The sequence below is a fragment of the Vibrio rhizosphaerae genome (genome assembly GCF_024347095.1).
In the GTDB taxonomy this organism is placed as follows: domain Bacteria; phylum Pseudomonadota; class Gammaproteobacteria; order Enterobacterales; family Vibrionaceae; genus Vibrio; species Vibrio rhizosphaerae.
This window is the reverse complement of sequence record NZ_AP024904.1, coordinates 565932-586354: the sequence shown is the minus strand read 5'-3', so window position 1 is coordinate 586354 and position 20423 is coordinate 565932. Positions and strand designations below refer to the sequence as shown.

Genomic DNA, 20423 nt, shown 5'->3' with positions numbered 1-20423 from the left:
GCATTGGAAAAGTGATCTGAGTATAAATATGAAATACAACATTGCATTATTGCAACTATAGAAGATGATAAGGATGCGTATAATTCACGCTCGTTGATACTGATACTTTCATTTGTGAGGCCTTAACTCAATGAGATCTAAAGAGAGATTCAAACCTTCCCTGCTTGCTAAAGTTCCTAAAGATGCCATTAATCAGTTTCTCTCAAAAGATAAGACTCCGGTCTCTGTTTTACTGCTTTCTATTCTGGTCGGGATCTTATCTGGCTTGGTCGGAACCTATTTTGAGTTAGGCATTCACTTTGTTTCAGAAACCCGGACTAGTTGGTTAATCAGTGAGATTGGTAATCTATTACCCCTTTGGCTTGCCGCCTTTTTGATCAGTGCGAGTCTGGCTTTTATCGGTTACTTTCTGGTGCACCGTTTTGCACCCGAAGCGGCAGGCTCTGGGATTCCTGAAATTGAAGGCGCGATGGACGGGATGCGACAGGTCCGTTGGTGGCGGGTATTGCCGGTAAAATTCTTTGGTGGGCTCGGTGCGCTGGGATCGGGGATGGTACTTGGCCGGGAAGGGCCAACGGTTCAGATGGGGGGGGCGATAGGACGCATGATCTCAAGTCTGTTCCGGGTTAAAAATGATGATGCCCGGCACTCATTGTTGGCCGCCGGTGCCGCCGGTGGTTTATCTGCCGCGTTTAATGCCCCATTGGCTGGGATTATGTTTGTGGTCGAAGAGATGCGGCCTCAGTTTCGTTACACACTAATTTCGATCAAAGCGGTCATCATTTCGTCTGTTTTTGCCAACATCGTATTTCGGATGATTAATGGTCAGGCCGCTGTGATTAGTATGCCTCAGTATCAGGCACCAGAAATTCGCTCATTATGGCTTTTTTTACTGCTGGGTATTCTCTTTGGTATTTTCGGGGTGTTCTTTAATCGTCTGGTGACATTTTTTCAGGATATCTTTGTCAAACTCCACCGCAATGATCGCAAGCGTTATTTATTGGTTGGATCGTTTCTTGGTGGATGTTTTGGCATCCTGTTGTTGTACCTTCCTGATTTAACCGGTGGCGGTATCGCGCTTATCCCCGTCATTACCAATGGCGGGTATACAGCAAGTTTATTGATGCTGCTATTTTTAGGGCGCATCTTAACCACAATGCTCTGTTTTGGTTCTGGGGCTCCCGGTGGTATTTTTGCTCCGATGTTGGCTTTAGGGACCTTGTTTGGTTATGCGTTTGGTTTAATCTCACATAATTTTTTACCTGAACTGGCATTCGAGCCGGGGATGTTTGCAATTGCAGGGATGGGCGCATTATTTGCGGCAACGGTTCGGGCACCGATTACCGGCATTCTATTGGTGATTGAGATGACCAATAACTATTACTTGATTTTACCGCTTATCATTACTGTATTGGGTGCGGTTATTTTCGCTCAGTTGTTCGGCGGAGAACCACTATACAGTCAGTTACTCCATCGGACGCTGAAAAACGAAAAGTTGCGTCAGCAGGATTTACCACCGCAAGAGCAACCCATTATCTGATCGTAAATGATGATCAGGCGATCTGCGCCATTAAAAAAGGACTGGCAGTGCCAGTCCTTTTTGGATGAGATTGCGAAAGACTTATTTGATCGATGGAATATATCCATAACTGTCGATCAGTTCCCGCGCACGATCTGATTGAAGATATTTGATAAAATCTTGCGTTTCCTGACTGGCTTTATTTGAATAATCAACGACTAAAAATGGTCTTGAAAGCTGATATGAGCCATCAGAGATCGTTTTCGTTGAAGCGACTACACCTTCAAATGGAACCGCTTTAATCGATTGATCAACTGAGCCGGTTGAAATAAAGCCAATGGCCCGTGGATTGTGATTGACCAATGTTTTGACCATGCTGTTACTATTGACGACAAGGTTACTTGGATTGATATCGGAAACCAGACGATTGTTGACAACCCGGGTTAATCCCAACAGACTTTCAAAACTGAATCTGGAGCCGGATGACGCTTCTCGTGTGACGACGGCAATTCTTTGATCATTGCCACCCAACGCTTTCCAGTTGGTAATTTGACCTTTATAGATTTGGTAGAGTTGCTCTCGGGTCAGGTTTTTGATCGGATTCGCGAGATTGACCACGATGGCTAGACCGTCATATGCGATGAGACGTATTTCTAAATTCTCTTCCAGCTCACCTTCGGTCAGATAGCGAGAGCTCATGGCAATATCAGCAACACCTTTTTTCAACAAGGTAATGCCCGCAGTTGAGCCCACCCCCTGAACGGCAACAAAGGTCTCCGGATGCGTTTTATTGTAGTCCTCAGCCAGAACATCCATAATTCGCGCGACCGAAGTTGACCCTGACACATTGATTTCTTTGGCAACCGCCTGCGATGACATGACCCATACACTGAGAAATAGGCCGATAACAACCCGCAACATAATCCACTCCACGTTATCTGATAAAGGCACGATACTATGAGATTTTGATGACACTTTTGTGACTGTCGGTGACTGAATCAGCGGTAAATACGACGTTTCGATCCGGGATTTAACCCATTGACTCAGCCCGATATCAATATTTACCAGAAAGTAGCGGCGGTGAGAACATGAATCGGTGTGCCGACCAAAGAGTTGTGTATTGAAAGTCGCTCTTGATGTGGTGGCGCAGAATTCAGCTTTGTGTATCGTCCTGAAGGGGGGAATGGTTTATACTCTGTACATCGTGAGATCAATGCAATCGGAATAAAAAGTATGTCATGGTTGCTTATCTTAGTTGATTCAGAGGCTTATTGAGATATAAATGACGGTCGTTAACCTATTACAACGTCAGATCGAACACCGAGCTGAACTATTATGCCAAAATCGCAATCAGGGATTGCCGGTTGGTATTGGTAAATCATGCTTTGAGCCGATTGTGGATGGTGTCAAATTTGTCAAACACCATTATAAGCTTGATTCCAGCCATTACGATTATTCTACGCCAGTAGCAAAGATCCAGTGGGATCAGCAAGCACAAGCCTGGGGACTCTACGTCCCGGATGATAAAAATGCTTGGATGCCTTATCCTTTTTTGGGACGAAGTGAAGATCTAACGGCATTAATCCGTGAAGTTGAGAAAGACCCTAAATCCTTATTCTGGTCTTAATTGATGTGTATGTTGGGGTTTATTGAGACTGAGCCAAGTGAATGCGCTCCCGAGAGTATCACCATCTTTTGGACGCCCGCTTCGCGTAAAAATAAAAAAGGTATTCAGATATGAATACCTTTTTTGATGCAGAATATCTTGATCTCAGAGAACCTTGGCTCTGTCGATAAGACCCGGCTGACGGCGACGTCAATGATGGCCGTCAGTATGGGCCCTGAATCAAGCCGTTTCTGAGATATCGCTTTGAGGTGGCTCAGCAAAAACTGCTGTCGGTTTGGCAATGATATTCCGGTTTTCTTGATTCACTTCATTGAGTGTCACTTCAAGTGTATCTCCCAGTTTATACACCAATGCTTTATCGATATAGATATAGCCTTGGTCTGCATGGCATTCGATACGCTCTTTGTTATCCATAATCAGTGGGGCAGGAACAAACGCTGTCGCACCATTTTCGAGTAATCGGATCCGCATCCCGGCACGGTTAATATCAAAAATCTCTGCCTGATAGCGTGTTTGCTTCTGTGGTTCTTCAGCCAAGGTTCGGGCATAAAGCCAGTCACTGACATTTCTTTCTGCAATTTTATGATGTTTCCGATGAATTGCGAGCTCTTCACCAACCTGTTCATCTGGTAATTGCACCGGGGGTTTACCCACAATATAAGCTTTCAGTAAGCGGTGATTGATCATATCGCCATATTTACGAATCGGGGATGTCCATGTCGCATAGACATCCAGCCCCATCGCAAAATGTGGCGCTGGCTGGTTACTGATTTCACTATAGCTTTGGAACTTACGAATCCGATTATCTAAATAGCTGGTGTCCTGAGTGGCAAGCCAACGCCGCAGGGAGGAAAAACCTGCCAGTGTTTTGACTGTTTCATCGTTGTGTTCACTCATACCGTGTTCAGTAATCAGTGCAATTACATCAGCAATGCGTTCCGTTTTAAAACCATCATGGACATTAAATACGCCTGTGCCGAATTGTTGCTGGAGCACTTTACCGGCACATACGTTGGCCGTCACCATTGCTTCTTCAACCAGACGATTAGCACTGCGGCGCAGATCGGCGTGAATGGCGATCACATCATTATCTTCGCTCAGTTCAAAACGATAATCCGGCCGATCAGGGAAGACTACGGCGTGTGTTTCCCGCCATGAGATACGCGCCTGCGAAAAGGCATACAGATCGTGAACAACCTGAGCAATTTCATCAGAAGGGTTCCAGTCACTTGACGTGCCGAGTTCCAGCCAGTCTGACACATGATCATAAACCAGACGTGCATGGGATTGAATCTGTGCGGAGAAAAAGCGGATATCGTCCTGAATCGTCCCATCCTGAGCCACCGTGACTGTACAACACAAGGCAGGGCGGACTTCACCTTCCCGGAGTGAACATAAGTTGTCAGCCAATTCTCTTGGGAGCATTGGGATATTGCGACCCGGCAGGTAGATCGTAAAACCACGTTCACGGGCAACCTTGTCCATCGGATCATCTGGTGTGATGTAAGCGGTTGGATCCGCAATGGCGATGGTTAATTCAAAATCACCCGACTCGGTGCGTTTAGCGAATAGCGCATCATCCATATCTTGAGTTGAAGCGCCATCAATCGTAACAAACGGCACATTGGTTAAATCGACCCGCACGAGTGCCGGGTCATCTTTTTGTTCCCAGTTATCAATCCCTGCCGGCTCTTGATTCGGTAAATCATTTTCAGCCAAAGTAACCCACCAAGGCGCAATCTTATCATCGGCATCAGTAATTTTATGGGTAATCTCAACGAAAAATCCGTTATCACCTTTGAGCGGGTGACGGGTGAGTTGTGCCACTACCCAGTCATTTTCTGCAATCGTATTGGGATCCAGTCCTTTTTTAACTTTCGCTTTGAGGGGGTATTTTTTGAGTTGTGGGTGATCTGGTGCGACATTCAGTTTGCCTTTGTGTAGTTTGACGCGACCGATAAAGCGAGAGAGGGACGGTTCGATTAACTCTTGTGGTTCAGCCACTTCACGTTCGTTTTCTGTGCGGATTATCGCAACAACTTTATCGCCATGCATCGATTTTTTCATGTAAGGCGGCGGGATAAAGACGCTGTTTTTGCTGTCGATTTCTAAAAAGCCGAAACCTTTATCAGTTGCTTTGATGGTCCCTTCTTTCTTCGGCAGATTCTCCTGAATCTGTTGTTTTAACTGGGCAAGTAATGGATTATCTTGAAACATCAGAGATTATTTTAACCTTTCATCTTTTGGCTCAGGAGAGTGGGCTCTCCTTCATTTCGCGAAGTATTCTCCCGGACATGGCGTCGAATATCTGCGAAATATCCGTAAATATTATAATACCCCCACATGGTACTCGGTAATCGGGGGAAAGTATACGATTCCATCATGAGCAAACCGTACTGAAACTGTGTATTGATATCGATTTTTGAGAGAATGCGTATCAGTAGACATTATCCTGCTTGCTGGCATTCAGAGATCATCTCAGAACGTGATAGAGTAGTGGTTATATTGCCTGCTTACCTTATGTTGAGATACGACATCTGTTGAGATACGACATCGGGTCTCTGAAGTGATGAGGTAAAAAAATTACGGCAATATGGCTGCGTCGTTGAAAATATGCTATGTCGCGGAATAAAAAGGCGGTTTTTGTTCGGATTGAGAAAAATATGTGATGAATTTCAATTTTTTCTAGATTTTTTTATGCATTTAAGGAATAATCCGCCTCCTTTGTTATGTCCCTCGTCGCTTTAAAGCGGACCTTAGTTAATACCGCACGGAAAGGAATCTATCCTTGACTGGATTAGAAATGGTAAAGCGCATGGGGCCTTGTTATTCATCTAAATTAGTGGGAACCCCATGCAAGATAATGTAATTCAATTCAAAGAATTAGAACTCAAAAACGAAATCCTCTCTGCTCTGGAAAATATGGGCTTCGTTTCTCCTACACCCATTCAGGCTGCTGCAATTCCATTTTTACTAGAAGGTCGTGATGCTTTAGGTAAAGCACAGACCGGTACTGGTAAAACTGCAGCATTCTCTCTACCTCTGCTCAACAAACTGATCATGGATCAGCGCAAACCTCAGGCGATCGTAATGGCACCGACGCGTGAGCTGGCGATTCAGGTTGCAGCAGAAATCAAAACGTTAGGTCAAAATATTGCTGGCCTGAAAGTATTAGAAATTTATGGTGGCGCATCAATTGTTGATCAGATGCGCGCACTAAGAGCTGGTGCTCATATTGTTGTTGGTACGCCAGGACGGGTGAAAGATTTAATCTCCCGTGATCGACTCCATTTGGATGAGTGCCACACTTTCATCCTCGATGAAGCTGATGAAATGCTGAAAATGGGCTTTGTCGATGATGTTACCTGGATTATGGAACAAGCTCCTGAAAGTGCTCAGCGCGTCTTGTTCTCAGCAACGATGCCGCCCATGGTTAAAAATATCGTGGATCGTTTCTTACGTGATCCGGCTCGGGTTGACGTGGCTGGCTCAAACCAGACCGTGGAGAAAGTTGAACAACAATTCTGGGTCGTTAAAGGTGTTGAGAAAGACGAAGCAATGGTTCGTCTGCTTGAAACCGAAGAAACGGACGCATCAATTGTTTTCGTTCGTACCCGTCAGGACACCGAACGTCTGGCTGACTGGCTTTCTTCTCGTGGATTTAAAGCAACAGCATTGCATGGCGATATCCCGCAGTCTTTACGGGAAAGAACAGTTGAGCATATCAAAAAAGGTGTGACTGACATTCTGGTTGCTACAGATGTTGTGGCGCGTGGACTCGATGTGCCACGGATCACTCACGTATTTAACTATGATATTCCATTTGATGTGGAATCTTATATCCACCGTATTGGTCGTACAGGCCGTGCCGGACGGAAAGGCAAAGCGATCTTGTTGGTTCGTACCAATCAAATTCGCATGTTGCGTACGATTGAGCGTGTGACCCGTTCTTCTATGGAAGAAATTCAGTTGCCGCATCGTGATAAAGTTGCCCAGGCTCGTTTGGTTCAGTTGAGCCAAGAACTGGAAACTGAAAAAGAACACAAAGCATTGGAAAAATTTTCCGAGCTGATTGAAAGCCTCAGAGACTCTCTGGACATCGATACGACAACTCTGGCAGCAATGTTACTGAAGCGTCAGCAGGGTAAACGTCCATTATTCTACGTCGGTGAAGATCCGATGATTGCTGAGATTGAGCGTGAGAAATCACGTCGTCGTGAGCGTCGTGAAGGTGGGAATGATGGTCGCCGGAGTTATGGTCAGGGTAGTCAGGACTGGGATACTTACCAGCTACAAGTGGGTCGTGAACAAGGTGTACAGGTTAAAGACATCGTTGGTGCACTGGCGAACGAACTTGGCTTGGGTAAGAACTCCATTGGTGCAATTAAGCTGGCTCAGGGGCATACATTTGTTCAATTGCCGAAAAGCATGTCCTCTGATGTGACTCGTAAATTGCGTAAACTGCGGATTCGTCAGAAAGATGTCGGCGCTGTGGTCTGTGACTTTGATGACTTCCGTGAGTCTCGTGGTCGCCGTGAAGGTGGCCGGCCAAACCGTGACAGCCGTGGCGAAGGTCGTGGTTTCCGTGACAACGGTCGTCGTGAAGGTGAACGACGTTTTGACCGTAACCGTGGCGGGGACCATCGTGGTGCTCATCGTGGTGAACGTGGGCATAGCCGTCGTCATACTGAAGCATAAGTCCGTGATGCTGAATGAAATGAAAAGAGGGAAGCGCTTGGGCGCTTCCCTCTTTTTTGCGAGTAGTTCAGTTCTTTTTTGTGCAAAGTCCTTATTTAGTGGCAAGCCTCTATTTATCGAAAAGTACTGCTCAGTTGGGCGATAGAAATTGCCTGTTCGTCGGTTTGTGTCGCATATTCACTGACTTGTGTCACGAGTTTATAGTTCTTAACCGCGTGTTGCTGCGCATCATTCATATTCTGCGTCATATCGGCAATTACAGTTCCTTGTTCTTCCATTGCAACTGCAATCTGAGCCGATTTCTCTTCAAGTATTGATATCTGTTCCTGGACTGCATTCATCATGTGCCGCACGGTTTGTGATTCTTGATTGCAATGATCTGCGGTTTCCTGATTGTTTAACATGGTTTTCTGCCAGTTATGCATCGATGTTTGTAAATCAGTGACCGATTGCTGAATACTGAGCGTTGCATTTTGCGTTCTGCTGGCAAGGTTACGAACTTCTCCGGCGACGACGGCAAATCCTCTGCCTTGCTCACCCGCTCTTGCCGCTTCAATTGCTGCATTGAGTGCCAGAAGATTGGTTTGATCCGCGACTCCCTGAATTTCTTCCATGACTTTGGAAATATTGTTGGTATCTTCAGTGAGCTTGCGCAGCGTTTCTGCAGCTTCTCCGATACCTTGATGCAGATTACCTAAAGAGAGTCCGTTAGCGTGAAGCGTTTGCACCGCCTGACTACATTCGTTTTTCACTTGTTGAACATAATCATGGGTTGAACTCAGATTAGAGTTGACGTCATGAATCGTCTGTGTGACTTGCGTCGCGGCGCTAGCCAGATGAGTCAGTTCATTCGTCTCCGCTTCAATACTATTCAGAGAGTGCTGGCTGAGTTCTTTCATCTTTTGTGACAAGGTAATCAGATAAGTTCCGTTATCAGCACTCCTGCCGAGGATTGTTTTTATTTTTGCATCTTGAAATTGGATATCATAACGAAGTTTTCCAATCAGCCCCGAACCGCCGAAAACAATGCGTGACGGACTATCCATCACAGACTGCCGCTGTTTGAGATATTTGGGAAGTCTGACTAACTCATCATAATATAAGTAGCTAAATACGAGGATGAAGAGCGATAACAGCGTTGCTGCCAAGAGACCTGAGAAAGTGAATGCTGCCGTGATCAGTCCTAAAGCGGAGATGATGGAGAACAGTTGCTTAACGGTTTGGTTCTCCCGGAGTGAAAAAGAGCGTTTCCCCCGGTTGACCCGGGCGTAGAGCATTTCAGCCGCTTGAACATGTTCACGTCGGGGACAGCGTCTGACAGACTGATAACCGATGATTTTATCGCCTTCATATAGCGGTGTTACAAACGCATCAACCCAGTAAAAACGACCATCTTTGCAACGATTTTTCACCATCCCGTGCCAGCTTCGCCCCTGTTTTAGCTGTGTCCACATATCTTTGAATGCAGCTTTAGGCATATCGGGGTGACGTACCATATTATGTGGCTGACCAATCAGTTCTGTTGCACTATAGCCTGAAACTTTACAGAACTCATCGTTCACATAAGTGATATAGCTATCTAAATCGGTTGCTGAAACTAACAGTTGGTCAGGTTCAAACGTAACCTCATTTTCGTGATGTTTAGATTGACTCATTATGTATGCTATTCCTTTAAAACAAGATGCTGAATCCGTACGTTTATACATAGTAGTCAATACGTATATTAGAGTGGTCTAATGATTCAATGTAATGATATTTTATTGAATGAATCTCATAAATTTGGTGTATTTATCCGACCGTTGCTTAAGGAGAGAGTGACGTTCAACCGGTGTTTTGGGTGAGAGAGAAATGTACGGATAAAATTCAGCTATATTTTCTGTGTGTTATGCTGACAATTCAGTCACTGGTGGCGGGGCCGATGATAGAACGGATATTATCAGATTAAAGAAAAATCACGCCTTTGCATCTCAAAGACGTGATGAGTCTTGTTTAGCATCTTGATAAGAATTTTTCGGCTTGATTAGAGCTCTGAGCCGTTAGACGCAATGACATTCTTATACCAATAAAATGATTTTTTCCGTGAGCGTTGCAACGTCCCGGTATTGTCGTCATGCTTATCAACATAGATAAAGCCATAGCGTTTTTTCATTTCTCCGGTCGTAAAAGAGACCAGATCAATACATCCCCAAGGGGTATACCCCATCAATTCAACACCATCGATATGGATGGCTTTCGCTATTTCCTGAATATGGGCACGTAGATAGTCGATACGATAGTCATCGTTAATTTCACCGTTTGCTTCGACTTTATCAACGGCACCCAAGCCATTTTCAACAATGAACAGCGGTTTCTCGTAACGTTCATAGAGGGCTGTCAGACTATACCGCAGACCTACAGGATCAATCTGCCATCCCCAGTCACTGGCTTTCAAGAACGGATTACGGACAGCGTGTTTACGGCTACCATCAACCAGTTCTTCCTGATTACTTTCAGTTGCCTGAGCATTGACCGTATTCGACATGTAATAACTAAACCCAATGTAGTCAACCGCGCCGGCTTCCAGAATCGCCGCATCACCTTCATCAATGTGAATGTGATATCCCTTACTTTCCCATTCTTTGTAGGCATAAGTCGGATAGTGACCTTTCGCCATGACATCTGCAAAAATAAAACGATCCCGCATCGCGACTTGTGCCAGCATCACATCGTCTGGGTGGGAAGAATATGGATAGAATGGCACCATCGCGACCATGCACCCGATTTTCAATCCCGGATTCAGGGCATGCGCTTGAGCCACGACTTTGGCACTGGCAACGAATTGGTGGTGAGCGGCTTGATACATCGCCTCTTCAGGCTTCTCTTTTTGCGTGAATTTGACGCCTGAACAGGTCCAGCCAAAAATATCGAGGGCAACATTTTTCTGATTATTGATTTCATTGAATGTCATCCAATATTTCACTTTATGCTGATAACGCTCAATGACAGTCATTGCATATTTAACAAATAGATCAATGACTTCCCGACTCATCCAGCCATCATACTTTTGAGCGAGATGGTAGGGCATTTCGAAATGGCTGAGGGTTATGACCGGCTCAATATTGTATTTCAGTAGTTCATCGAACATATCGTCGTAGAACTGCAATCCCGCTTCACATGGTGCATCCTCTTCGCCGGTCGGAAAAATGCGTGTCCAGGCAATACTGGTTCTGAAGCATTTGAAACCCATTTCGGCAAAGAGTTTGATATCTTCTTGATAACGTCCGTGAAAATCGACAGCCTCATGGTTCGGATAGAACTCACCGGGCTGAATACCGTCAGTAATCTTACGTTGTTTGCCATAGGCACCCGCGGTGACCACATCGATAATACTCATCCCTTTGCCGTCTTTGTCCCAGCCTCCTTCAAGTTGGTGAGCTGCAACAGCGCCTCCCCATAGAAAATTTTCCGGAAATTTCGGGTTCATTTCATTCCTCCAGGATTTTGATTAAATTGTAATTTTGGAACCGGTTCCAATGATAAGTTCCCGGTGAAATTAAGATCAATGAGATCACTGTGAAACTGTGTCATTCATCCCATTCTGTGATATTGATTACAAAAATAAGGCTATCGCATGGCATAACACTTCGCTGATGCGGACAAATAAGAATACGTTCTATTTGTGAATTAAATTCAATAATGATTTTCCCTCATAAGGGATAATCGCTTTTCATTACATCGATTACACTGAACTTATCACCGATCTTTACACTGTAAATATTGCTGCATTATCAACGACAGTGAACTAAAAATATCAAGGGAATCATTATGTCTTCTGTATTCTACGAACACATTCAACATCAGATCGAATCCACTAAAGAAGAAGGTCTGTACAAGTCAGAGCGCATCATTACTTCTGCGCAGCAAGCCGCTGTTCATATCAATACCGGTGATGAAGTCCTGAACTTTTGTGCCAATAACTACTTGGGTCTGGCTGACCATCCGGCCCTGATTCAGGCGGCAAAAGATGGGATGGACAGCCATGGGTTCGGGATGGCTTCGGTACGGTTTATTTGTGGTACGCAAGATATCCATAAAACATTAGAACAGAAGCTTTCTGCCTTTCTGGGGAAAGAAGACACCATCCTGTATACCTCGTGTTTCGATGCCAATGCCGGATTGTTTGAAACCTTGCTAGATAAAGAAGATGCCATCATTTCCGATGCGTTGAATCATGCATCGATTATTGATGGTGTCCGGTTATGTAAAGCGATGCGTTTTCGTTATAGCAATAACAATATGGCGGAGCTGGAGCAGCAATTGATTGCTGCTGATCAAGCCGGCGCACGACATAAGATGATAGTCACTGATGGCGTATTCTCTATGGATGGGGTGGTTGCAAATCTTCCGGCTATCTGTGATCTGGCAGACCAATATGATGCTTTGGTGATGGTGGACGACTCTCATGCGGTCGGTTTTATGGGTGATAATGGCCGCGGCACGCATGAATATCATCAAGTAATTGACCGGGTTGATCTGATTACCGGTACGCTCGGTAAAGCAATGGGCGGGGCTTCCGGTGGTTATACTGCCGGGAAAAAAGAAGTGATTGACTGGTTGCGACAGCGCTCCCGACCTTATCTGTTCTCTAACTCCGTTGCACCAGCGATTGTTGCCGCATCGATTCGAGTCCTGGATTTATTGGCTGAAAGCAGCGAACTGAGAACGCGACTGTGGGAGAACGCAGCGCATTTCCGTCAGCGTATGAGTGATGCGGGATTTACATTGGCAGGGGCTGATCATGCCATTATTCCTATCATGCTGGGTGATGCCAAAGTAGCGGCTGAGTTTGCTGAACGAGCTTTAGCTCAAGGTATTTATGTGGTTGGATTTTCGTATCCTGTTGTGCCGAAAGGACAGGCGCGGATCCGTACTCAGATGTCTGCGGCGCATTCAAAAGCGCAATTGGACCGGGCGATTGATGTATTCATTCAGGTTGGCCGAGAGATGGGCGTTATTCACGGCGAATAATTTGCAGTGAACGGACGTGGTAATATTTCCGTTCACATGTTTAGAGAGTGAACCATGACCGTCGCAGAGACCGTGGTGATGGTTGAGAGAATTGTGGCAGAGACCGTCATATGAAAATTAAAGCATTATCAAAGCTAAAAGCTGAGCAGGGCATCTGGATGACCTCGGTCGACATGCCTGTCATGGGTCATAATGATCTGCTGATCAAAATTAAGAAGACCGCAATTTGTGGTACTGATGTCCACATTTATAACTGGGACGAATGGTCACAAAAAACCATCCCGGTTCCGATGGTGGTCGGCCATGAATATGTGGGAGAAGTCGTGGGTATCGGGCAGGAAGTTCGTGGTTTCTCTATTGGTGACCGCGTGTCCGGAGAAGGGCATATTACCTGCGGGCATTGCCGGAACTGCCGTGGTGGCCGAACACATTTGTGTCGCAATACGATTGGTGTCGGGGTCAATCGAACCGGTGCATTTGCCGAGTATTTGGTCATCCCGGCTTACAATGCGTTCAAAATACCGGAAGGTATCTCAGATGATCTGGCTGCGATTTTTGATCCATTCGGTAATGCCGTTCATACCGCGTTGTCGTTTGATATGGTCGGTGAAGATGTATTGATCACTGGTGCAGGGCCGATTGGCATTATGGCAGCGGCGGTTGCAAAGCATGTTGGTGCACGCCATGTGGTGATCACTGATGTGAATCCATATCGTTTGCAGTTGGCTGAAAAAATGGGTGTGACACGGGCAGTGAATATTGCCGAAGAGCGCCTGAATGATGTGATGACAGAATTGAGGATGACCGAAGGATTTGATGTCGGTTTAGAAATGTCTGGTGTTCCGGCTGCATTTCAGAGCATGTTGGAAACCATGAACCACGGCGGACGAATTGCATTATTGGGTATTCCGCCATCGGATATGGCTATTGACTGGAATCAGGTGATTTTTAAAGGTCTGGTGATTAAAGGGATTTACGGAAGGGAGATGTTTGAGACTTGGTATAAGATGGCGAGCCTGATCCAATCCGGCCTCGATCTGACCCCGATTATCACGCATCATTACAAGATTGATGATTTCCAGCAAGGCTTTGACACCATGCGTAGCGGGGCTTCCGGGAAAGTCATCCTCGATTGGCAGTAAGATTGGTAGCGCTCCGAAAGGGGCGCTTTTTATTTCTGATACCACTGGGTGTATAAACAGTAAAGTGGAAAATAAAGCCCTTTTTAGCCCCAAAAAAAGCCCCAAGAAACTTTGTTAGCACTAACATTCTTTTGTCCCAAAATGAGTTTCGTCCAGTTTATGTATCAATCTTCAATCAGTGGTCTTAGCCAAGTCTTTCTATTTAAGGGGGTAAGTCAGCGCAGCACTTAAATGAGATGTCAGAGAATCTGACTGCTCAAGTAGGAAAATTTAAGATTATGACATAACTTGTATTTGCCGGATTGATCGCCAACTTTTTCAGTGACTTTTTATTTCCTGTCTTAAACCTCCGACTTCATTAGGCAGTTGGTGGTTATTATTTTTAGAATATCAATTCCGAAATTGGAAAGCCCAAGCTATATATTGGCTAAAATATCAACCGATTTTATATATCTAGTGTATGATTATATAGATAGTTTCTCATAGGTATTTAACATTCGGAGAATGAATTATCAAAAAATATCAATTTAATCCATGGATATTTTGTTTATTGACAATCGGGTATATTTTATTTGCTTTCATGACCGTGACGTTGGTAACGGAGCGTTTTGTTGATAAACAGAGTCAAGCGGTTAAAGAAGTGATACAGCATGAACTGGCGTTAGTTCGATATAGTATTGAAGCGAATATCTTTCGTGATACATATCTTGCTGATAGTTTTGCTTCTGTTGTGGCTTTGAATCCTAAGTTCGCAATGGAGAATTGGAAGTACGTATCCGAGCAATTCTTATCGAAGGCAGCTCTGGTGAGAAACATCGGGCTGGCTCCCAATGATATCATATCTCATGTCTATCCTTTAAAAGGGAATGAAAAAGCAGTTGGGTTAGATTTTCGTACAGTACCGAAACAGTATCAAACGGTTCAGATTGCCAGAGAGACGCAAAAGGTGTTTATTGCGGGCCCACTTGAACTCGTGCAAGGCGGTACGGCACTGATTGCCCGGTATCCTGTATTTTCGGACGCTCCGCATAACACCAACTATTGGGGTGGGCTCAGCGTAGTGATTAATTATGATAAGCTGATTGAACTGTCTAATTTCCATCAGTTGAAAGATGTGGACGTTGCTTTAGTTGCCAATAACAGCAATGACATAACCAGTAAATTCCTCGAAGGTGATGAAACAGTCATCAATAATTTTGATATTAGCTATCCGGTATACCTCCCCAATGTTAATTGGACTTTATTTGCGAAATATAAAAATTTGCATGAGATTGAAAGCGTAAAAAGTCTTAAAAATATTTTCTATACGCTTGGTGCTATAACATTTTTTATCGGTTATTTTCTCATATTATTTTTAATGAATAATTATTTGCGTGTTCATGAATTATCGCTGCATGATGAACTGACTAAACTGCCTAATCGACGCTATTTATTCAATGAATTTGAAAGAATAAAATTAAGAAATGAAACCGTACTTGAGCTGACGGTATTGAATATTGATTTAAATCGGTTTAAAAAAATCAATGATTCATTAGGGCATGAGGCCGGTGATGAAGTATTGAAGTATACCGCATCGTCATTAACCGAGTGTTTGAGATCATCCGATTTCATTTCTAGAATTGGTGGTGATGAATTCGTGATTATTTTACAGCGCACCGCAAGAATGGAAGATATTGAACAGATGATTCACAAGATACATTTGTTCTTCGAATCTAACCCGTTCCGTTGGCGAAATCATGAAATACAGCTCTCTCTCAGTATCGGATACTATCGTTTTCAAGGTCAGTCAAAAGAGCTGGTGATCAACGATATATTGTCAGAGGCGGATAAAAGTATGTATCGTGATAAATTATTTCATAAGCAGAATGAGAAAATGAACCGGAGTCAATGACTAGAGCGTTGGCTCCTTTTCTCGCAAGAATCGTCCCTGTGAGAGTCGCTCAGCCATTCAATCATAGATTGTATTTGATAGATTGAGTGGGATAGATAGACATCTTCTGTCATTGAAATGAGAGTCTTGGACTTTGTTTCGTTATATAAATAAAAAAACAGCGCGAATTGCGCTGTTTTTCGACGCCAAAATGACAGCTCAGAAAATTAAACCGCAATGGCTTTTAATTGATCTTTTGCCGCTGCAATACCTTGTGCTGCAGACTCTTCACCCATGTTCAGTGCTTCTGCATAAGCAAACTCAACATCAGTCAGACCGAGGAAGCCCAGAATTGTTTTGAGGTATGGTGTGACATTGTCGGTTGCACTACCTTGATGAATACCACCACGTGTGGTGATCACCACGACTTTTTTGTTCTCAAGTAAACCTTGAACACCGGTTTCTGTGTATTGGAAAGTCACGCCTGCACGTGCAATCAGATCGAACCAGTTTTTCAACTGAGTTGGGATGGTGAAGTTATACATTGGCGCTGCAATGACGATAGTATCCGCTGCTTTAATTTCAGCAATCAGTTGGTCAGAAAGATTAACAATGGCTTGTTGTTCATCACTCAGGTCTTCAGTGGCACGTAATGCTGTGGCAACCGAGAAATCGAGTACGGGAAGTGGGCTAGCCGCTAGGTCACGGAGTGTCACCTGCGCGTCGCTGAATTTTTCCAGATATGCATCAAGCAGTTTACTGGATTGAGAATATTCACCAAGAATACTAGATTTCAGAGCAAGAACATGAGACATAATAAATTCCTTGTTTAGTTGGAAACATGTGAATTGTAAACAGAAAACATTCTAGTGATGCAGATCAAAATAAAGAAGTAGGAATATTCGCTTAACCTATTCGAAAATATTGAATTGATACACGATTCAGGTTGAAGCGATGTATGACTGTTTGGATGAGAGTCACCTCGTTGAACGAGGTGACGGTTAACAGGAGCGTTGGTGTAATCAAAAATGTGACTGGATTAAAGCTTCTCGTTTAACTCACTGACGGAGCGGGAAATATTCTCTGCACCCTGATAGATTTCATCAATCACGGTTGCGACCTGAGATATTTTATCCATCCCTTCGCCGGCAATCTGATTGACTTCTGACATGGCGGTCGTTGCCGAAAGCATCAGTTGATGGGTCTCACTCACAACTTTGGCAATTTCTTCCGTGGACTGCGCTGTCCGGGACGCGAGTTTACGGACTTCATCGGCAACGACCGCAAACCCACGCCCTTGTTCACCGGCTCGGGCCGCCTCAATTGCAGCATTGAGGGCCAGAAGGTTGGTTTGTTCGGCAATGCCTCGGATGGTGTCAACAATCTCTTCAATGTTTTTAGATTTATCATTCAGAGATTGAATTTTTTCTGAGGTTTCCTGCACCTGGTTGGTGATTTTTTTAGAGACTGCGACAGCATCATCAAGTTGATCAGCCCCTTGCCTTGCAATTTGAGAAGTCTCCACTGCAGTACTGAAAGCTAAATCGGTGGACTCGGCAATCGCAATATTTCGTTTTTCTTGCTGGGTAATATCAGATGCAAACTTAATGACTTTCGTCACTTTGCCATCGGCATCAATAATCGGGTTGTAGGTTGCCTCTAACCAGATATGTTCTCCATGGCTTGAAATCCGGAGGAATTTGCCGGATTTAAATTGGCCTTTCCCCAGCTCTTGCCAAAAATTCGGATGATTGCAGATAAAAGCCTCATCACAGAACATCCGATGATGTTTACCTTTCAGTTGCTCTTGGGTATAGCCCATAGTCTGCATAAAGTTCTTATTTGCGCTGATAATATGCCCGTCAGGTTCAAACTCAATGATTGCCAGAGAGCGGTTCAATGCCTCCAGGATATTCTCTCGAGACTGATTCTGCTCATATCTATCAGTGACGTCATTGGCGATTTTCATGATCTGGACCACTTTATTATCAATGACAATCGGAAAGTAGGTTGCCTCTAACCAGATATTCTGACCACTTTTACTCTTGCGTCTGAATGTTCCTTGTTGTGACTGGCCGGCAGCCAGACTTTTCCAAAACTGGGTATATTTTTGACTGCGACTGTAATCATCGAAACAAAGCATTGAATGGTGTTTACCAAGGATTTCTTCTCGTTTGTAGCCTAGCGTATTTAAAAAAATGTCATTGATATTTATTATCTTGCCATCGACATCAAATTCAACCACAGCAACATGCTTTTCAATCGATGTTGTCGTGCTTTGCAATGTATGTAATTGTTGTTGTGTTTTTTGTAAATCAGATTTTAGCTTTCGGCTCATAAACATGAGAAAAATCCTTAATAATCATGGATTAAAAAATTAGCAAATCGTTCAGTCATGCATATCAATTACTGACATGAATAATTATAGAAGTTTATGGGTGGAAGTACGGTTATAAATAAAAATTATATGCTCGCTATCACTTTATTGCATTTTAACGTTATGTATCAGTCAAATGGGTTGAAAAGAATGATATGAGCGATGATGCAAAATAGAGAAAAATATTTGAAATTGTTACGTTTTTAATAATATCAGAAATATAAATTAGTTGTTAGCATCTGACTTGATCATCCTTTATATTTGGTCGCCGGGTATTTATTTTTCACGCAATAGCCCATGAATATGCTACCCAGTCAATATATTGACGTTCCGGTAACATCCAAATCACACTCTTATGAAACAGGGAACACGATTGATCATAAAATATATGCATTATTATACTTATCATGTAGTTAATTATTTTGTATTAACAAAGGGACTTGTGTAAGTGGTAAGAGCAGGTTAGGGTTAAAGTGAGAATATTTTTTGACGCAGGCGATAATTGATGAAAACAAAGTCCTCAGAACATCTGCTGAACTGCTGTGCATCTCATCGTGAAGAACGTATGGGACACTTTTTAACGGCATTTCAACCGATCGTGGATTGTCAGGAAAATGTAATAGTTGGCTATGAAGCATTGGTACGGGGTCAGAATGATGAAGATGCCGATACGGTCATTGCTTCGGTAAAAAAAGACAGTCGTTACGCATTTGACCAAATGTGTCGGGTTCGGGCAATTGAGAATGCATCACGGCTTGGCTTAGACCTACTCTTGAGTATTAACTTTCTGCCGAATGCAATCTTACATCCTGAACAGTGTTTACAAGCGACGCTGGAAGTTGCAGAACGATTTAAATTTCCGACCGAGAATATCATCTTTGAGTTTACCGAAGTTGAGGCGATTGAAGATATTACCGGGATGCTTGAAATTATCCGAACGTACCAGAATCTAGGTTTTAAAACGGCAATTGATGATTTTGGTTCCGGCTACTCGGGGCTGGGACTGCTTGCTGACCTGCAAACCGATATCGTCAAGCTAGATATGTCTTTGATCCGGCGTATCCATCAAGATCCGGTTCGTCAGTGTATTTTGAAGCATTCGTTGAGTATGATGAATGAACTCAATATCGATGTGATAGCCGAAGGTATTGAATCTAAAGAAGAAATGCTTTGGTTAAAGCGTGCGGGAATCCGATTTATGCAAGGCTTTTATTTTGCTGAACCAGAAATCAATCGACTACCGTTAGTGGATTCTCAGGTTTTTGCTTGTACATAAAAGTTCGATAAACTGACGGCAGGGCAACATTGTGTGTTGACCTGCCGTTCTGCTGGCATCGATTCAATCGACAATTTATTTCGATTGAAATACTTCGATAAATTCACGTTTCAGAATTGGATCCCGACGCGCTTTTTTCAGTTGCTTAACCATATCTTTCACGCATTGGAACAACACCTGATCCAACATTTGTGCTCGATAATCTTCTTTGGCTTGGTCATCCATAGAGGCCGGTAAGTCCATGCCTGCAATTCCTTCCATCGTGTCAATGCCTGCAAATGCCTGACTCACAGAGATTAGTGCATGAAACTGTTCAAAATTATCTAAAATGTTCTGTGCACTCGCTGGCAGACTATTCCATGCCTCTCTAACCGCTTCTTCCGATACTTCATGGATCGAAGCAATCATCGTAAACATTTCCTGGGGAACATCATCAAATAAAATGACCTGACGCAGTTCAGGAGAGAGTTCGTCAAGCTGAACCTGCGGTTCTTGAGATTGTGTCATATCGGACATAAAAGGCACTCATCGGGTTAAAACCCCCATGCTAAAAGGAAGTTTTTCCTTGTCAATTCATTCTGTATGCAGAATGAGACGGTTGTCAGTATTCTGAGCAAATTGGAGAGATTGTCGTCTTATTTGAGGTTGATATTGGGTCATAAGTTAATCAACCGATCCCGACAATGGTTGTCACAACCGGCAAAATAATCACTCAAAGATGTTTTGTTGTTTCCTCCTCTGCAGTTCTGGGGACAGGTGCAGTTCTGGGGACAGGCACTTTAAGTCATATTGATATATGGAAAAGTGAGTCTCAGCGTTGTGGTGGGAGAAGCAATATAGTTACAAGGACAGTCACTTTAAACCGATAAGAAAAAAGGAGGGGGGCCCTCCTTTTCGTATTGACGAT

The 20423-nt window shown here is 43.8% G+C and carries 14 protein-coding genes; 7 read left to right on the top strand and 7 right to left on the bottom strand.

The window, feature by feature from the left end; translation table 11 throughout:
* The first annotated feature begins 130 nt into the window (after nt 1-130).
* On the top strand, nt 131-1540 hold the full coding sequence (gene clcA / locus OCV37_RS17705; RefSeq protein WP_038184913.1) for a H(+)/Cl(-) exchange transporter ClcA: 1410 nt from the start codon (nt 131-133) through the stop codon (nt 1538-1540).
* Nucleotides 1541-1621: 81 nt separating this feature from the next.
* Here the strand turns inward: clcA and OCV37_RS17700 are convergent, their stop codons facing one another.
* Complete coding sequence (locus OCV37_RS17700; protein WP_038184916.1) at nt 1622-2440, bottom strand: phosphate ABC transporter substrate-binding protein; 819 nt, start codon at nt 2438-2440, stop codon at nt 1622-1624.
* 361 nt (nt 2441-2801) lie between these two features.
* Here OCV37_RS17700 and OCV37_RS17695 point away from each other — a divergent pair, with 361 nt between their 5' ends.
* The gene (locus OCV37_RS17695; protein WP_038184918.1) at nt 2802-3146 is read left to right on the top strand and encodes a DUF3024 domain-containing protein; all 345 of its coding nucleotides are present in this window, start codon (nt 2802-2804) and stop codon (nt 3144-3146) included.
* 219 nt (nt 3147-3365) lie between these two features.
* Here OCV37_RS17695 and rnb read toward each other — a convergent pair whose 3' ends face one another.
* Nucleotides 3366-5363, bottom strand: coding sequence for an exoribonuclease II (rnb, locus tag OCV37_RS17690; protein ID WP_038184920.1), 1998 nt, complete (start codon nt 5361-5363; stop codon nt 3366-3368).
* A 636-nt stretch (nt 5364-5999) separates the two neighbouring features.
* Here rnb and OCV37_RS17685 point away from each other — a divergent pair.
* Nucleotides 6000-7844: a DEAD/DEAH box helicase gene (locus tag OCV37_RS17685; protein WP_038184922.1), complete on the top strand. Its 1845-nt coding sequence runs from the start codon at nt 6000-6002 to the stop codon at nt 7842-7844.
* Between the two features lie 113 nt (nt 7845-7957).
* Here the strand turns inward: OCV37_RS17685 and OCV37_RS17680 are convergent, their stop codons facing one another.
* Together OCV37_RS17680 and OCV37_RS17675 are read right to left on the bottom strand one after the other, a co-directional pair.
* Nucleotides 7958-9499 (bottom strand): methyl-accepting chemotaxis protein, encoded by a 1542-nt coding sequence (locus OCV37_RS17680; RefSeq protein WP_038184926.1) that lies wholly within the window; start codon nt 9497-9499, stop codon nt 7958-7960.
* 365 nt (nt 9500-9864) lie between these two features.
* Entirely contained in the window at nt 9865-11307 is a 1443-nt protein-coding gene (locus tag OCV37_RS17675) for a 6-phospho-beta-glucosidase (RefSeq protein ID WP_038184929.1), read from the bottom strand.
* A 341-nt stretch (nt 11308-11648) separates the two neighbouring features.
* Here OCV37_RS17675 and OCV37_RS17670 point away from each other — a divergent pair, with 341 nt between their 5' ends.
* The 3 genes from OCV37_RS17670 (at nt 11649) to OCV37_RS17660 (ending at nt 15884) form a co-directional block, all read left to right on the top strand.
* Nucleotides 11649-12851 (top strand): glycine C-acetyltransferase, encoded by a 1203-nt coding sequence (locus OCV37_RS17670; protein WP_038184931.1) that lies wholly within the window; start codon nt 11649-11651, stop codon nt 12849-12851.
* 110 nt (nt 12852-12961) lie between these two features.
* Nucleotides 12962-13993 carry an L-threonine 3-dehydrogenase gene (gene tdh, locus OCV37_RS17665; RefSeq protein ID WP_038184934.1) on the top strand — a complete coding sequence of 344 codons (1032 nt, stop codon included), beginning with the start codon at nt 12962-12964 and terminating at the stop codon, nt 13991-13993.
* A 550-nt stretch (nt 13994-14543) separates the two neighbouring features.
* Entirely contained in the window at nt 14544-15884 is a 1341-nt protein-coding gene (locus tag OCV37_RS17660) for a diguanylate cyclase (RefSeq protein ID WP_245609152.1), read from the top strand.
* A 206-nt stretch (nt 15885-16090) separates the two neighbouring features.
* Here the strand turns inward: OCV37_RS17660 and OCV37_RS17655 are convergent, their stop codons facing one another.
* Nucleotides 16091-16678, bottom strand: coding sequence for an FMN-dependent NADH-azoreductase (locus tag OCV37_RS17655; RefSeq protein WP_038184939.1), 588 nt, complete (start codon nt 16676-16678; stop codon nt 16091-16093).
* 224 nt (nt 16679-16902) lie between these two features.
* A complete protein-coding gene (locus OCV37_RS19765) occupies nt 16903-18201 on the bottom strand; it encodes a methyl-accepting chemotaxis protein (protein ID WP_281172941.1) in 1299 nt (432 codons plus the stop codon).
* Nucleotides 18202-18745: 544 nt separating this feature from the next.
* On the opposite strand from OCV37_RS19765, the gene OCV37_RS17640 reads away from it, so the two are divergent.
* Nucleotides 18746-19516, top strand: a complete 771-nt coding sequence (locus tag OCV37_RS17640) for an EAL domain-containing protein (protein ID WP_038184944.1) — start codon at nt 18746-18748, stop codon at nt 19514-19516.
* Nucleotides 19517-19591: 75 nt separating this feature from the next.
* Here OCV37_RS17640 and OCV37_RS17635 read toward each other — a convergent pair whose 3' ends face one another.
* A complete protein-coding gene (locus OCV37_RS17635; RefSeq protein ID WP_038184947.1) occupies nt 19592-20032 on the bottom strand; it encodes a DUF3069 domain-containing protein in 441 nt (146 codons plus the stop codon).
* Nucleotides 20033-20423: the final 391 nt, after the last annotated feature.

Coding starts and splice junctions, on each gene's coding strand:
- tdh (WP_038184934.1), top strand. CDS start 12,962: ATGAAAATTAAAGCATTATCAAAGCTAAAAGCTGAGCAGGGCATCTGG.
- OCV37_RS17635 (WP_038184947.1), bottom strand. CDS start 20,032: ATGTCCGATATGACACAATCTCAAGAACCGCAGGTTCAGCTTGACGAA.
- OCV37_RS17655 (WP_038184939.1), bottom strand. CDS start 16,678: ATGTCTCATGTTCTTGCTCTGAAATCTAGTATTCTTGGTGAATATTCT.
- OCV37_RS17670 (WP_038184931.1), top strand. CDS start 11,649: ATGTCTTCTGTATTCTACGAACACATTCAACATCAGATCGAATCCACT.
- rnb (WP_038184920.1), bottom strand. CDS start 5,363: ATGTTTCAAGATAATCCATTACTTGCCCAGTTAAAACAACAGATTCAG.
- OCV37_RS17700 (WP_038184916.1), bottom strand. CDS start 2,440: ATGTTGCGGGTTGTTATCGGCCTATTTCTCAGTGTATGGGTCATGTCA.
- OCV37_RS17695 (WP_038184918.1), top strand. CDS start 2,802: ATGACGGTCGTTAACCTATTACAACGTCAGATCGAACACCGAGCTGAA.
- clcA (WP_038184913.1), top strand. CDS start 131: ATGAGATCTAAAGAGAGATTCAAACCTTCCCTGCTTGCTAAAGTTCCT.
- OCV37_RS17680 (WP_038184926.1), bottom strand. CDS start 9,499: ATGAGTCAATCTAAACATCACGAAAATGAGGTTACGTTTGAACCTGAC.
- OCV37_RS17685 (WP_038184922.1), top strand. CDS start 6,000: ATGCAAGATAATGTAATTCAATTCAAAGAATTAGAACTCAAAAACGAA.
- OCV37_RS19765 (WP_281172941.1), bottom strand. CDS start 18,201: ATGAGCCGAAAGCTAAAATCTGATTTACAAAAAACACAACAACAATTA.
- OCV37_RS17640 (WP_038184944.1), top strand. CDS start 18,746: ATGAAAACAAAGTCCTCAGAACATCTGCTGAACTGCTGTGCATCTCAT.
- OCV37_RS17675 (WP_038184929.1), bottom strand. CDS start 11,307: ATGAACCCGAAATTTCCGGAAAATTTTCTATGGGGAGGCGCTGTTGCA.